We start from the raw sequence: 13413 nt of genomic DNA, 5'->3' as shown, positions 1-13413 counted from the left end.
GGCCATCGCACCTTGCAGTTGCATGCCAAGCAGACCCGAGGATGTGGCTACATCATACCCGTGTCCATGTTTGAGTTCACTGTTCTTTGCTTCACATCGAAAAAATAGGTGTCTTGCTGGTTTTTACTGACGCCTTTTTTCCCCTGTCGTGCTTTTCGAATCGCCATGTGTCCGGCTGGACAAACGTACATGCCGGCATCTTTGTTGAACAGAATCTCGTCTTCTTTCTTGCGGGCACCTTGTGTAATGAGTGGATTGAGTTGTAAAAAAGTCCCGATGTAAATTTATCATCGGGACTTTTTGAGAGCATCATCGTTTAGAGCAAAACTTTATTGTAATTGTGGTTATCAGAACAATACTTTATTGTAATGAATCAAACTGCCTATCCTTATCTGCCCACTCACTCCACCGTCACGCTCTTCGCCAGGTTGCGCGGCTTGTCGACGTCATTGCCGCGAGCCAGGCTCGCGTAATACGCGATAAGCTGTAGCGGTACGACGGCGAGGGCCGACGTCAGTAGTGGCAGCGTAGCCGGTACGGCGAAGGTGCCGTCGACCGCTTTCTGCATTACCGGGGCGTGCGCTTCGTCAGTGACCGCGAAGACGACTCCGCCGCGGGCCTTTACTTCCTTGATATTGCTCACCATCTTCTCCAGAAGCGCAGATTGGGTGACAAGCGCGATGACAGGCACGCCTTCTTCGATCAGAGCCAGCGTACCGTGCTTCAATTCCCCGGCCGCATAGGCTTCAGAATGAATGTATGAGATCTCCTTCAGCTTGAGCGAGCCTTCGAGTGCAACGGCATAATCGAGGCCGCGCCCGATGAAGAACAGATGATCATGCCGAGCCATTTCCTCGGCCACCCGCTTCAGCTCGTCAGCCTGCCCCAAGATGCGCTCGACCTGCTCAGGCAAGGCCTGCATCGCGGCCAGTTGCTCCCGGATCCAGACTTGATCCTTCGTGCCCAGCGTCTGGGCGGCGTGCAAGCTGAACAGCATGAAGGCAATCAGCTGCGACGTATACGCCTTCGTCGAAGCGACCGCGATCTCCGGACCGGCCCACGTAATGATCGTGTCATCCGCTTCACGGGCGACCGAACTGCCGACCGCGTTCGTAATAGCCAGCACGGCAGCGCCGCAGCGCTTCGCTTCCCGCAGAGCAGCGAGCGTATCGGCCGTCTCTCCCGACTGGCTTACCACAATGACCAGCGTCTCCGGGGTAATAATCGGCGAGCGGTACCGGTACTCCGACGCCACATCCGTCTCTACCGGGATGCCAGTGCACTGCTCGATGAGTGTCCGTCCGACCAGCCCCGCGTGATAAGCGGTGCCGCAAGCGACAATGTGTACATTGCGAATGTTCCGCAGCTTCTCGTCGCTGAGCACGTTCAGCTCCGGTAGCTTGATGCCGCTACGGTCCTCTGTAACTCTTCCGCGCATCGTATCCCGATACGCCTTGGGCTGCTCATGAATTTCCTTGAGCATGAAATGGTCATATCCGCCTTTTTCTGCAGTGACCGCGTCCCAATCGACAACAATCATTTCCCGAGAAATAAAATTCCCCTCAAGTGTCATCAATTCGACAGCATCCCGGGTAAGGACTGCTATCTCTCCGTCATTCAAAATATAGACTCGACGCGTATACTGTAAAATTGCCGGTATATCCGACCCGATAAAATTCTCTCCATCGCCGATACCGATGATAAGAGGGCTGGCAAAACGTACCCCGACCAGCTTATCCGGCTCGTATTCCGTCAACACGGCCAACGCGAAGGCGCCACGCATATAAGAAGTCGCCCTCTGAACCGCCTTGACGATGTCGCCATCGTACTCCCGGGCGATCAGGTGGGAGATCACTTCCGTATCCGTATCCGAGACGAAATGAATCCCTTCCGCGATCAGTTCTTCCTTCAGCTCCATATAGTTCTCCACGATCCCGTTATGGACAACAGAGAACTTCCGCGATGCATCCGTATGCGGATGAGAATTTTCATCTGAAGGCTTCCCGTGTGTTGCCCAACGTGTATGCCCGATGCCGACATTCCCCTCTAGCGGCTTCGCTTCCAGTCGGGAAGCGAGTACCGCCAGGCGGCCTTGGGCCTTGCTGACCTGCAGCCCATCTGGGGTAAATACCGCAATGCCGGCCGAATCATAGCCACGGTACTCCAGTTTGCTTAATCCATCCAACAATACAGCTTGAGAATTTCTTGCACCGATATATCCGACAATACCACACATCCTAATCCAACCTCCGTTATGCCGACGTACGCGAAGGACGCCGCACCCGGAAGCCATGCTGCCTGCAACAATGCATCGATGCATGGCATTCGGACCGCCCCCCTAGTCCAGGAACGAACCTCCTGATCAAGGGAAGAGTCGCAGCCCGTTATATTCAGTTGTGCAAAGAATGAGCGATGCACAGCAGCATGTCCGGAAGGATCTTCCGAATCCGATGTGCGGGTCCATTCATGAGCCAGCCCATTTCGTATATATTTTCGTTCCTACCTATTCGATATTCAACCTGTCAACGTAAGCAGGCGTTGTCCGGCAAGTCACCTTGCCGCTTTCCGTCATGCTATTGCGGTGCCGTTGGCGCACCGGGAGGTCCCCGCCGAACAATCCGAACACCTCCACCTCGTCCACTTGTCCAGTGTGCCGAACCCTGGTGCCAAGTGCTGGCGCTTAGGATGCAGTTCCCTGCGAAATGGCTACTACCCTCGCTTTCCTTATTGAATCGTATACCGTGCATGCTGTCCGTTCGGCAAGCTCTTCGAATCGCACTATCGCTCTACAGAGTTTTACCGGCCTGAACACAAAAACTACGTTGCTGTCGACTCCGTGCGTCAGCCGGCTACTGCTGTGATGTCGTGAAGCCCGGCAAGCTGTCCTTCCATCCTGCCACAGCGGAATCTGTTTTCATTATATTCATGTCGCTTCCCTTTGGCAACAGGCGTCCAGGCAAGTTAGGGCAAATCCGCCCATCCGCTCGACACGGATAGACGGCTTGCTCCGCTAGTTCGATACGCTTAATTCCTGCAAGATCACGTCTGCAATCTGCTTGACATATCCTTCAACAACATCGACTTCCGGGCCTTCGGCCATAACGCGAATGAGCGATTCCGTACCGGACGGACGCACGAGCACGCGGCCGTTGTCCCCCAGTTTCCGCTCCACCGAAGCAATCGCCTCTTCGATGACCGGATTGTCCTTGTACTTGCTCTTATCCTCAACCCGCACGTTCACGAGCACTTGCGGGAACTTGCGCATTACTTGCCGGGCTTCGCTCAGCTTCTTGCCGATGCCCTTCAGCGTGTCGACCAATTGAATGCCGGTCAGCATGCCGTCGCCTGTCGTATTGTAGTCCAGGAAGATAACGTGACCGGATTGTTCCCCGCCCAGGCTATAGTCCCCGCGGCGCATCTCTTCCATCACATAGCGATCCCCGACCGCTGTTTGCGCCGTATTCAGTTCAAGGTGGTCTGCAGCCTTGAAGAAGCCAATATTGCTCATGACGGTCGTTACGATCGTATCCTGCTTGAGGCGGCCTTCCTTCTTCATCGCTTCGCCGCAGATGAGCAGCACGAAGTCGCCGTCCACTTCTTCTCCCGCCCCATCGATGGCAATCAGCCGATCGGCATCTCCGTCGAAGGCCAATCCGAGATCGGCTCCTTGCTTCACAACTTCCCGCTTCAATTGCTCGGGATGAGTCGATCCGCACTCGGCATTGATATTCAAGCCATTCGGCTCGGCGCCAATCGCGAGGACCTCGGCGCCCAGATCGCGGAACAGGCGGGGAGCCAGTTCATACGCCGCTCCATTCGCGCAGTCCAGCACAATCTTCAGGCCGTCGAACCGATGCTTCACCGTTGATTTCAAATATTCGACATAACTCCATTTCACTTCCGTGTCGGTAGTGACCGTTCCGAGATCGCTGCCAATCGGACGAGGAAGCTCGTCGATCTCCGCATCCATCAGGCGCTCGATCTCCAGCTCGGTCTCGTCCAGCAGCTTGAAGCCGTCACAGCCGAAGAACTTGATTCCATTATCCTCCACTGGATTATGGGAAGCGGAGATCATGACGCCTGCATCCGCTCCCAGCTCGCGGGTCAGATAGGCGACAGCCGGCGTCGTCACGACGCCGAGCTGGATCACGTCCGCGCCAATGGACAGCAGACCAGCGGTCAGCGAGGCCTCCAGCAGGCGTCCCGATACCCGGGTATCCATGCCGATAACCACCTTAGGCTTGGTGGCTGCCTTCCCCGTTAATACATAACCGCCGCAGCGGCCGATTTTATAAGCAAGCTCCGCAGTAAGCTCCGTATTGGCAATACCGCGTACGCCGTCTGTACCGAAATATTTCCCCATTACAACCTGCTCTCCTTCATCCTGCGGCATGCATCCGCTCGCGCAAGCGGATCGGATGCATACTGCAGCTCCTTGATTACTTGTTATATAGCATTCACATGCTGATAATATTCGTTCATTCCTGCATGAGCGTGTCGTCGCCGGAATCGGTAGAAGTCTGTTCTTCCGGCATCTGATTTCCCTCATGGCTCGAGCGGTTCGGCTCGGTTGTGTCTGCATTCGGGTGATTCCCTTCCGTAGCGCCGTGCGTTCCGTTCTCCGCCTCGCCGCCGCTATCCGGAACGGGATCTGTCGTTACAGGCTCCCCCTTATCCCGAATCTCGACAGTTACCGTGAGCGGCGTCTGTTCGGCTCGCCTTACGAAGCGGGGCAGATTCACCTGAACGTTGATCGTATGCGTGCCGGTCGGCAAATCATTGACATTCGCGATAAGCTGAACATCGCCGGCTATCATCTCGTCGATCAGGTTCGGCGCACCGACGATCGCGACATCGAGCTTGCGGGTAGCCGGTTCCACAATGGATGTCTCCAGTCGGTCATTCTCCCCTGTGAGCGTAATCGGAACACCGGCAATCACCTTATGCTTCACGGCGGACACGATAACATCCACCGTAATCTCACTCGGTTCTATTTTCTCAATGTTCGGCGGCGGAGTCAATGTTACGTTCATCTTATATTGTCCGGCCTGGTCGATTTGCTTCAGATTCACTTGAACCCCGTCGAAAAATTCAATCTTATTCAATACTTCCTGGGGACCATACAGTGTGATTTGGTTGACGTTCGGCACCAACGAAGCGACGGCCAGCCCGTCCGGAAGCTGTTCGACCAGATCCAATTGAAGCGGAACAGTCTTGAACGGCTTCGTGATCGGAACTTCAATCTCTACGACCGATGGGGTAATGACCGCATCCTCGATTTCCTGCCCACGATCATTATAGGCCGTTAGCTTCACACGCTTGACGATCACCGACTCGTTGGCCCCCTCGATATTCACGGCGGCAGAGACAGCAGCCACCTCGGTCATCCGTGACGCCGGCAGCGTCACATGAACCCGGTTCGACGGGGAGACAATTGGCGTGCCCGGCTTATAGCCTTGGGCAGCGGCTCCCTCGGTGCGAACCTGGATCTCGAACTCCTTCGTCTTCACATCCTCCAGCTCGACCGTGACGCTTGACGGCTGCATCTCTTGAAGCTCGATGCCTGGAGGGAAGTCATGCTGCAGTTGAACGACGTGCTTGCCCGGTCCATAACCGGTCAAGTCCAGAATCACCTTATAATTCTCCGGCAGCGCGGCTGCGATCGTGGTTCGCTTTCCGCGCACTTGAATCTGCACCGAATCCGGCGTAATCGATTGGACTACCTGTTGCTTCGTATCCAGGCCAACGGTCTGCACCTGGACGTTGTCAATCCATCGCGTCTCCATAAGCGGAGGAACCGAGACATTCGTCGGATCATCCTTATGTACGACGATGAACAACAGCACCCCGATGAGGAGCGCAATAACCTTGGCGGATGTGTTGTTCATTAACCATTTATCCATGATGCTCACCTTTCCGTTTCCAGAACAAGCGGCGTTCCTTTTTGGCAGGCGGCTTCAATTCCTCGAACAGCTTCGAGATAAGCGATTCTTCCTTGATGTCACGGACTACTTGCCCGTTCATGGACAGAGACACCTGTCCCGTCTCTTCCGATACGATCACCGAGATGGCATCGCTCACTTCGCTGATTCCGATTGCCGCGCGGTGCCTCGTTCCAAGCTCTTTACTGATGAACGGATTCTCCGATAATGGCAAGTAACAGGCCGCCGCGGCGATCTGGGTGCCGCGCACGATGACCGCACCGTCATGAAGCGGCGTATTCGGAACGAAAATATTAATCAGCAGTTCCGAGCTAAGTCTTGATTCCATGACAATACCCGACTCGGTATATTCATTGAGCCCCGTCGTGCGCTCAAAGACGATGAGCGCTCCGATCTTCCGCCGGGACATGTAATTCACCGCCTTAATCAGTTCCCCGATAATGCGAGCAATCTCGTCCTCATCGACGGCGGTGCGGCGCCCCAATATTTTTCCTCGGCCCAGCTGCTCAAGCGCGCGCCGCATCTCCGGCTGGAAGATGATGACCAGCGCCAGCACCCCGAAGGTGAACATCTGATTCATTAACCATTTCAGCGTAAATAGATTGAACCATGTACTGACCGCCCAGATGATGACGAGGATAAAAATCCCCTTCAACAACTGGATGGCGCGAGTGCCACGGATAAGGACTAGTAATTGATAAATAATATAACTTACCACCAAAATATCGATAACATCCTTGAGCATGTTCGGCCACGTCATGTCCGTCAAATAATTCATGCTGGTACCCCCAACATTCCCTGATAAAATCATTCATTTACAGCGTTCTCTCATGACCTTAACTATATACTTTTCTCTGCCATGCCGCAAAACTCCTGTCTGAACCAAAAAACTCTCCTACAGACATCGCAGGAGAGTTGATATCGGTCTTGAGGCCAGTCGTTGTCCCATCAAGAGATATCCTGCCTTGTGCCGAATAAACTAGAAATTTGGTACCATATCCAGCTGATGGCTTCATCGATCTGGTGAACCGATCCCGAAATATTCGCGGTGGATGCCTGAAACAGCTTCCCGTCGATAATGGTGACGTCTCCCTTCACCTTGCCGTACACTTCAGCTGCGCCATTGCGAATCGTTAGATCGCTGGCTACCTCTTTGTCAGGAGGCACAATGACGACGTTGTTCTCAATGACAACGCCATCCAAATTCGAGCCTTTCACAACGAGTTGTTTATCTGAATTCCACATACCGAGCCAACTGGTAATCATAATCACAACAAAGACGGCCGCAACCGTAATTGCGGGATGCCGCTTCACCCATACCGAAAAGGCACTGCGCTGCTTCGGCTTCGGGATGATACACATAATACGGTCGGTGAGATCCTCGGATACGGGCTGCAATCGATGATTGAGTCCGTACAGCAGATAATCCATATGCTCCAACTCACGGAATCGTTCATGGCAAGCCGGGCAACCAAGCATATGCATTTTGAGTTCCACTGCACATTCTCGGTCCAAATCGTCATCCAAAAGATCATGCATCAATGAGACGGCTTGTTTGCAATCCATCTGAGCCAGTCCTTTCTTGAAGTCTCATAAAATAACCCGCAAATTCGTGAAATTCTCTAACCTGCTGGAAGAGAAGTTGGACATTTTCCGGTCTCATATACGTTACGCTGCAGCAATCGAATAGTTTCAAACAAATAACCTGTTATTTATTCTCATAATTTCTGTTCCAGCTTTTTGCGCAAAAATTCCCTGCCCCGGTGCACGCGCGTTTTGATGGTGGTGACGGGTATATCCAGCACATTGCTGATTTCCTGCAGCGACAAATCCTGCAAGTACCGTAGCACCATAACCGATTTATATTTGGACGGAAGACTATGAATCGCTTCCTGCACCATCCGCTGCGTCTCGCTGACAATCAGATGCGATTCCGGCGTCCAGTCATCGCTTGGAATCATGGCATATCCGTCCACGCCCTCCTGCTCCGTCATCCCGGCGTCCAGATAGTAATTCGGCTTCCGCTTCCGGAGACGATCGATACACAAGTTCGTCCCGATGCGGTAGATCCACGTGGAGAACTTCTGATTCTCGTCGTAGCGGTCCAGATTGCGGTATACACGCAAAAAGGTATCCTGCACCACGTCCTCTGCCTCATGCCGGTTATTCAACATGCGGTAGGCCAGGTGATAGATCTTGTCTTTATATAAGTCGACAATCTCGGCGAAAGCCCGTGTGTCTCCTTTGCGGGCCAATCTCGCGAGCCGTTTTTCCAATGTATTCACGGTCTCCCCCCATCCACACTGCCCGTTAATGCCGATGTCTTCCACAATCATTGCGATACAATGACAATGCCGGATATCGCAAGCAGGAATCCGAACCTATGGAGCACATCCCCTGTACTCTGTCCATCCGTTCAATCTTCACGCAGCACGATGGCCGTCCAATCTTTACGTGTTTCACAGGCAATAAGGCCGTCCGTTACGCTTCAAGGCCCGTCCGCCATAGCACACGATTCCTTTCTCTCTCGTTGAACCTGTCCTGTGTCTACACAGGAAAAGTCGAGTCTTGAATACTCAAGACTCGACTGCATCGCGCTTGCTTCCTCCACTGGTCGAATCGACGAATCCTATAGTACGGTTATACGGTCGTTCCAGCTTGTCAACCGTCAACCTGTATTCCGAAGTCCCGCCGCAATGCCATTAATGGTCAATAGCACATCACGAAGCAGAATCGGATTGTCATTGCCCGCTTCACGCAGTTCACGCAATTCGGATACGAGACCAACCTGCATATAGCTGAGCGGATCTACATACGGATTGCGGAGTCGGATCGATTCCTGAATGACCGGAACATTGTCCAGAATCTCCTGCTGTCCCGTAATCTTGAGAATCAAATCCGACGTTACTTTGTACTCTTCTTCAATCAAGCTGAAGATGCGTTCCCGCACAGCGTCATCCTTCACCATGCCGGAGTACTCCTTGGCGATAACCAGGTCGGCCTTCGCCAATGCCATCTGCAGGCTATCGATCATCGACTGGAAGAAGGAATAATGGCGGTACATGTCGCGCATCACGTCCAGATTCTCTTCTTTGCCCTGATAGAAGCTCTGCAGGCCGGTCCCTGCTGCATACCAGGCCGGCAGCAGATATCGGCTCTGCGTCCACGCAAACACCCATGGTATAGCACGCAAATCCTCAAACCGGTCGCTGTTCTTCCGCTTCGAAGGCCGGGAACCGATGTTCAGATCGCCGATTTCAGGCAGCGGGGTCGATTCTTTGAAATAGGTCAAGAAATCAGGATCCCGAAAAATCAAATCCTGATATTTCTTCAACGACGTCTGGGAAATGCTCTCCATCAGCTCTTTCCACTTGGATTCGTACAAATCCGTATGGTCTGTTCGTGCCAACATAGCAGCTTGAATGAGTGCAGAAGTCGCTTGCTCCAGGCTACGGTAGGCAATACCCTGCATCGCATATCGGGAGGACAGAACCTCGCCCTGTTCTGTAATCTTGATGCCGCCTCCGATCGTATCCGGCGGCTGGGCAAGAATGCTCCGGTTGAGCGGCATTCCCCCGCGGCCGAGCGCTCCGCCCCGTCCATGGAAGAACTTGATTTTAACATTATAGTCTTGAGCCATTGCTGTCAATTCCTTAAGCGCCATCCGCAGCTCCCAGTTGGCAGTAAATACGCCTCCATCCTTGTTACTGTCGGAGTACCCCAGCATAATCTCCTGCACATCGTTCATCGCGCTGACTGCGCTCCGGTAGATCGGAAGGTCAAACAACCGCTTCATGATGCCTGGCGCTGCATAGAGATCGTCAATTGTCTCGAACAGCGGCACGGCCTGAAGCGTGCAGTGAACTTTGCCGTTCCCTTCCTGACGGAACAAGCCGACTTCCTTGGCAAGCAGCATGACCTCCAGCACGTCGCTGGCTGCTTCCGCCATGCTGATCAAATAGCTGGTGATGCATTTCTCGCCGAACTCCTTCTGGGCGTACTGAATCGTACGGTAGACGTCCAGACATTCCCGGGTCGACTCGCTGTACTCTATATAGGACGACACCAATGGTCTTGGGTCCTGCAAAAGCTTATGAAGCAAATCGATTTTTTCTTCCTCGCTGAGCGTGCCGTAATTATCGACAATCTTCATGTTGGCTAAAATCTCGGTCATGGCGCTCTCATGCTCTTTGCTGTGCTGGCGGATATCAAGCGCGGCCATGTAGAAGCCGAACAGTTCGACTTGGCGAATCAGCTTCGCGACAAGCGTATCGGCTACATAATCCGCGTAGTGATGACGCAGACTACGGACAATGATGCGGAGATCCTCCACGAATTCCACAGGATCTCGGTAACGCGCAGAAGTATCTCTCGTAGACTCGTCCATCATATTGTTCAATCGCTCAAACATATAGATTAATTTAATGCGGTACGGTTCTTTTTCATTATTCCAAAATGCGGTCCTCTTCAAAGGGACATTCGCGCGATCGGCCGCAATCGATTGCAGTAGCTCATTGGATACCTGTACAATGCTGGTGTTGAAGCTAAGGCTGCGGAACAATTCTTTCAGCCGTTCTTCGTATTTGTGAATCGCAAGCTTCCGGTGCATTTGCAGCGTCTCCCTCGTTACATCCGCAGTGACCGACGGATTGCCGTCCCGGTCTCCTCCGATCCAGGAACCGAACCGCAGATAAGTTGGCACATGCCACCTCTGTGTCGGATAATATTTATCAAGGCAACGTTCCAGTTCCTGATAAACCTCAGGCAGAACATCGAATAACGTTTCATTGAAGTAGTACAGTCCATTCCGGACCTCATCCAATACCGTCGGCTTCCGATCCCGGAGTTCATCCGTCTGCCACAGCGTAATAACTTCATTCAACAGCTTGTCGCGCAGCTGCTCCCGCTCCCGGTACGTCAGCGTAGGATTATCGAGCAGCATCATGTCTTCCGCAATCCGCTTATGAATATCGAGAATCGCGCGGCGCATCGCCTCGGTCGGATGGGCGGTCATGACGAGCTCCAGCGAGATACTGTCCAGAATCGCGCGTAATTCCTCTTCCGAACAATTCCGTTCCTTCAAATCCAGAATGATGCTCTCGATCGAGCCCGGCTGGACAGCTTCGCCGGCGGAACGTTCATAATCGCGCTTGCGCCGAATCCGATGATTCTGTTCCGCGATATTCACTAATTGAAAATAAATCGCAAAAGCACGTATTACTTGATGCCGGATATCCGGGTTCAACGTATTGATCAGTTGTTTGAACTCTTCGTATATTTCTGGCAGAAACACAGCTCGCAACGATTTGCTGATTTCCCGAATCTTTTCCACAATGTCAAGTAGCTCGTTCCCTCCCTGATGGACAAGCACTTCACCGAGAATATTACCCAGAAAACGAACGTCCCTCCGCAACAAGTTGTTGGAGTTCACTTTGCTCGCGGTTAACGTAAGGTCTGTCATTCGTCTCCCCCTATCTCTCCAATCCTGTTCCAACGGATTTGGGCTTTCCTAACATCATACTACAAAACAATTCGAAAATCTTTACTTTATTATGAAAAATTCGGACGTTACCTATGCGCAACTTCTGATTAATTCGGAAGTTCGAATCTGGGATCAAAAAAAGGACCTCTCTTCGAAGGTCCATTGGTTGCGAAATATGTATTGGCTTGCAATAATAATAAATGGAGCGGGTGATGGGAATCGAACCCACGCTACCAGCTTGGAAGGCTGGAGTTCTACCATTGAACTACACCCGCAAAGAAATGGTCGGGACGACACGATTTGAACATGCGACCCCCTGGTCCCAAACCAGGTGCTCTACCAAGCTGAGCTACGTCCCGATGCGTATCTATTTGTTGAAGTGGCGCGCCCTGAGAGATTCGAACTCCCGACCTTTTGATTCGTAGTCAAACGCTCTATCCGGCTGAGCTAAGGGCGCATTCTTCTGGAGCGGACAACGGGATTCGAACCCGCGACCCTCGCCTTGGCAAGGCGATACTCTACCACTGAGCTATGTCCGCATTATTTATAGGCACTAATCATTATACCACATACTGCTCTGAATTTCAACATCGCCTCCCGCAGTATGTAAGTGATGGAGCGGGTGATGGGAATCGAACCCACGCTACCAGCTTGGAAGGCTGGAGTTCTACCATTGAACTACACCCGCAAAGAAATGGTCGGGACGACACGATTTGAACATGCGACCCCCTGGTCCCAAACCAGGTGCTCTACCAAGCTGAGCTACGTCCCGATGCGTATCCATTTGTTCAAGTGGCGCGCCCTGAGAGATTCGAACTCCCGACCTTTTGATTCGTAGTCAAACGCTCTATCCGGCTGAGCTAAGGGCGCATTCTTCTGGAGCGGACAACGGGATTCGAACCCGCGACCCTCGCCTTGGCAAGGCGATACTCTACCACTGAGCTATGTCCGCAGCTTGTCTCTTCATCAAGTTTTATCAGAAGCGACAATAAATAATATATCATAAAGCAAATACAATTGCAACATGAATTTTATAATTTTTTTTGCTTATTGATGCAATCTGCAAATACCAGCCCGCTTCCGTTATTCTCACGCTAAACTTCTGGGATCTCCTCCATTTGGCCTAAGCTTCGGCCTCACCTTGTAGAAGGACCATGTGGATAACAAACCTTCCGTTAGCAAGCATGCTAGCAAACCGGAGAGGGTACCTTTTGTTTTCTCTCCTTAAATAACAAAAAACCCTTGTCCGACAAGGGTTTCATGATACTGGTGCGCGTGGAGGGACTTGAACCCCCACGGTTGCCCGCTAGATCCTAAGTCTAGTGCGTCTGCCAATTCCGCCACACGCGCATCCCGATAAAAAACTGGTGAGCCATGAAGGACTCGAACCTTCGACACCCTGATTAAAAGTCAGGTGCTCTACCAACTGAGCTAATGGCTCTCATAAATGGCTGGGGATATAGGATTCGAACCTATGCATGACGGAGTCAAAGTCCGTTGCCTTACCGCTTGGCTAATCCCCAACAATGTACAATGTGATGGTGCCGGCGATAGGAGTCGAACCCACGACCTACTGATTACAAGTCAGCCGCTCTACCAACTGAGCTACACCGGCTTAGATGAATGGTGGACGCTGACGGGATCGAACCGCCGACCCTCTGCTTGTAAGGCAGATGCTCTCCCAGCTGAGCTAAGCGTCCACAAAGTGGTGACCCGTACGGGATTCGAACCCGTGTTACCGCCGTGAAAGGGCGGTGTCTTAACCGCTTGACCAACGGGCCTTAGGATAGCCTGTCTATAATTTGTAAATAAGTACTGGAGCTCTCAACCGGGATCGAACCGGTGACCTCATCCTTACCATGGATGCACTCTACCTACTGAGCTATGAGAGCAAAATGGCTCCCCGAACAGGACTCGAACCTGTGACAACTCGGTTAACAGCCGAGTGCTCTACCAACTGAGCTATCAGGGAACAGTAAGGAACAGTTC

The 13413-nt window shown here is 52.5% G+C and carries 7 protein-coding genes, 16 tRNA genes and 1 pseudogene; all 24 read right to left on the bottom strand.

Annotated elements, in window-relative coordinates; translation table 11 throughout:
- Positions 1-263, bottom strand: a pseudogene (locus PPOP_RS20800) (IS5/IS1182 family transposase); the annotation flags it as partial.
- Between the two features lie 137 nt (positions 264-400).
- A complete protein-coding gene (gene glmS / locus PPOP_RS14545) occupies positions 401-2236 on the bottom strand; it encodes a glutamine--fructose-6-phosphate transaminase (isomerizing) (protein WP_006287278.1) in 1836 nt (611 codons plus the stop codon).
- A gap of 774 nt (positions 2237-3010) precedes the next feature.
- Entirely contained in the window at positions 3011-4363 is a 1353-nt protein-coding gene (gene glmM / locus PPOP_RS14540; protein ID WP_006287277.1) for a phosphoglucosamine mutase, read from the bottom strand.
- Positions 4364-4478: 115 nt separating this feature from the next.
- On the bottom strand, positions 4479-5903 hold the full coding sequence (locus PPOP_RS14535; RefSeq protein ID WP_006287276.1) for a CdaR family protein: 1425 nt from the start codon (positions 5901-5903) through the stop codon (positions 4479-4481).
- Positions 5896-6720 (bottom strand): diadenylate cyclase CdaA, encoded by an 825-nt coding sequence (gene cdaA, locus PPOP_RS14530; RefSeq protein WP_042229026.1) that lies wholly within the window; start codon positions 6718-6720, stop codon positions 5896-5898. Before cdaA ends, PPOP_RS14535 begins: the two co-directional genes overlap by 8 nt.
- A gap of 170 nt (positions 6721-6890) precedes the next feature.
- Positions 6891-7508, bottom strand: a complete 618-nt coding sequence (locus tag PPOP_RS14525; protein WP_006287274.1) for an anti-sigma factor family protein — start codon at positions 7506-7508, stop codon at positions 6891-6893.
- Positions 7509-7660: 152 nt separating this feature from the next.
- The gene (gene sigW / locus PPOP_RS14520; protein WP_042229024.1) at positions 7661-8227 is read right to left on the bottom strand and encodes an RNA polymerase sigma factor SigW; all 567 of its coding nucleotides are present in this window, start codon (positions 8225-8227) and stop codon (positions 7661-7663) included.
- Positions 8228-8610: 383 nt separating this feature from the next.
- Positions 8611-11403: a phosphoenolpyruvate carboxylase gene (ppc, locus tag PPOP_RS14515; RefSeq protein ID WP_006287272.1), complete on the bottom strand. Its 2793-nt coding sequence runs from the start codon at positions 11401-11403 to the stop codon at positions 8611-8613.
- Positions 11404-11625: 222 nt separating this feature from the next.
- Positions 11626-11699, bottom strand: a tRNA-Gly gene (locus PPOP_RS14510).
- A gap of 7 nt (positions 11700-11706) precedes the next feature.
- Positions 11707-11783: transfer RNA gene (locus PPOP_RS14505), tRNA-Pro, on the bottom strand.
- Positions 11784-11804: 21 nt separating this feature from the next.
- Positions 11805-11881 (bottom strand) — tRNA-Arg (locus tag PPOP_RS14500).
- 7 nt (positions 11882-11888) lie between these two features.
- Positions 11889-11963 (bottom strand) — tRNA-Gly (locus PPOP_RS14495).
- Positions 11964-12038: 75 nt separating this feature from the next.
- Positions 12039-12112, bottom strand: a tRNA-Gly gene (locus tag PPOP_RS14490).
- Positions 12113-12119: 7 nt separating this feature from the next.
- A tRNA-Pro gene (locus tag PPOP_RS14485) sits at positions 12120-12196 on the bottom strand.
- A gap of 21 nt (positions 12197-12217) precedes the next feature.
- Positions 12218-12294 (bottom strand) — tRNA-Arg (locus PPOP_RS14480).
- A 7-nt stretch (positions 12295-12301) separates the two neighbouring features.
- Positions 12302-12376 (bottom strand) — tRNA-Gly (locus PPOP_RS14475).
- Between the two features lie 315 nt (positions 12377-12691).
- Positions 12692-12774 (bottom strand) — tRNA-Leu (locus PPOP_RS14470).
- Positions 12775-12789: 15 nt separating this feature from the next.
- Positions 12790-12865, bottom strand: a tRNA-Lys gene (locus tag PPOP_RS14465).
- 7 nt (positions 12866-12872) lie between these two features.
- Positions 12873-12947: transfer RNA gene (locus tag PPOP_RS14460), tRNA-Gln, on the bottom strand.
- Between the two features lie 16 nt (positions 12948-12963).
- Positions 12964-13039, bottom strand: a tRNA-Thr gene (locus tag PPOP_RS14455).
- Positions 13040-13048: 9 nt separating this feature from the next.
- A tRNA-Val gene (locus PPOP_RS14450) sits at positions 13049-13124 on the bottom strand.
- 6 nt (positions 13125-13130) lie between these two features.
- Positions 13131-13205: transfer RNA gene (locus tag PPOP_RS14445), tRNA-Glu, on the bottom strand.
- 35 nt (positions 13206-13240) lie between these two features.
- Positions 13241-13316, bottom strand: a tRNA-Thr gene (locus PPOP_RS14440).
- Positions 13317-13320: 4 nt separating this feature from the next.
- Positions 13321-13396 (bottom strand) — tRNA-Asn (locus tag PPOP_RS14435).
- Positions 13397-13413 lie beyond the last annotated feature (17 nt).

Origin of the sequence: Paenibacillus popilliae ATCC 14706, assembly GCF_000315235.1 — a bacterium.
GTDB lineage: Bacteria > Bacillota > Bacilli > Paenibacillales > Paenibacillaceae > Paenibacillus_B > Paenibacillus_B popilliae.
The sequence above is the reverse complement of the archived record's forward strand: the minus strand, read 5'-3'. Positions and strand labels throughout refer to the sequence as shown.

Excerpts from the sequence above, each read along its gene's own strand:
- glmS (WP_006287278.1), bottom strand. The coding sequence starts at position 2,236 with ATGTGTGGTATTGTCGGATATATCGGTGCAAGAAATTCTCAAGCTGTA.
- glmM (WP_006287277.1), bottom strand. The coding sequence starts at position 4,363 with ATGGGGAAATATTTCGGTACAGACGGCGTACGCGGTATTGCCAATACG.
- PPOP_RS14535 (WP_006287276.1), bottom strand. The coding sequence starts at position 5,903 with ATGGATAAATGGTTAATGAACAACACATCCGCCAAGGTTATTGCGCTC.
- cdaA (WP_042229026.1), bottom strand. The coding sequence starts at position 6,720 with ATGAATTATTTGACGGACATGACGTGGCCGAACATGCTCAAGGATGTT.
- PPOP_RS14525 (WP_006287274.1), bottom strand. The coding sequence starts at position 7,508 with ATGGATTGCAAACAAGCCGTCTCATTGATGCATGATCTTTTGGATGAC.
- ppc (WP_006287272.1), bottom strand. The coding sequence starts at position 11,403 with ATGACAGACCTTACGTTAACCGCGAGCAAAGTGAACTCCAACAACTTG.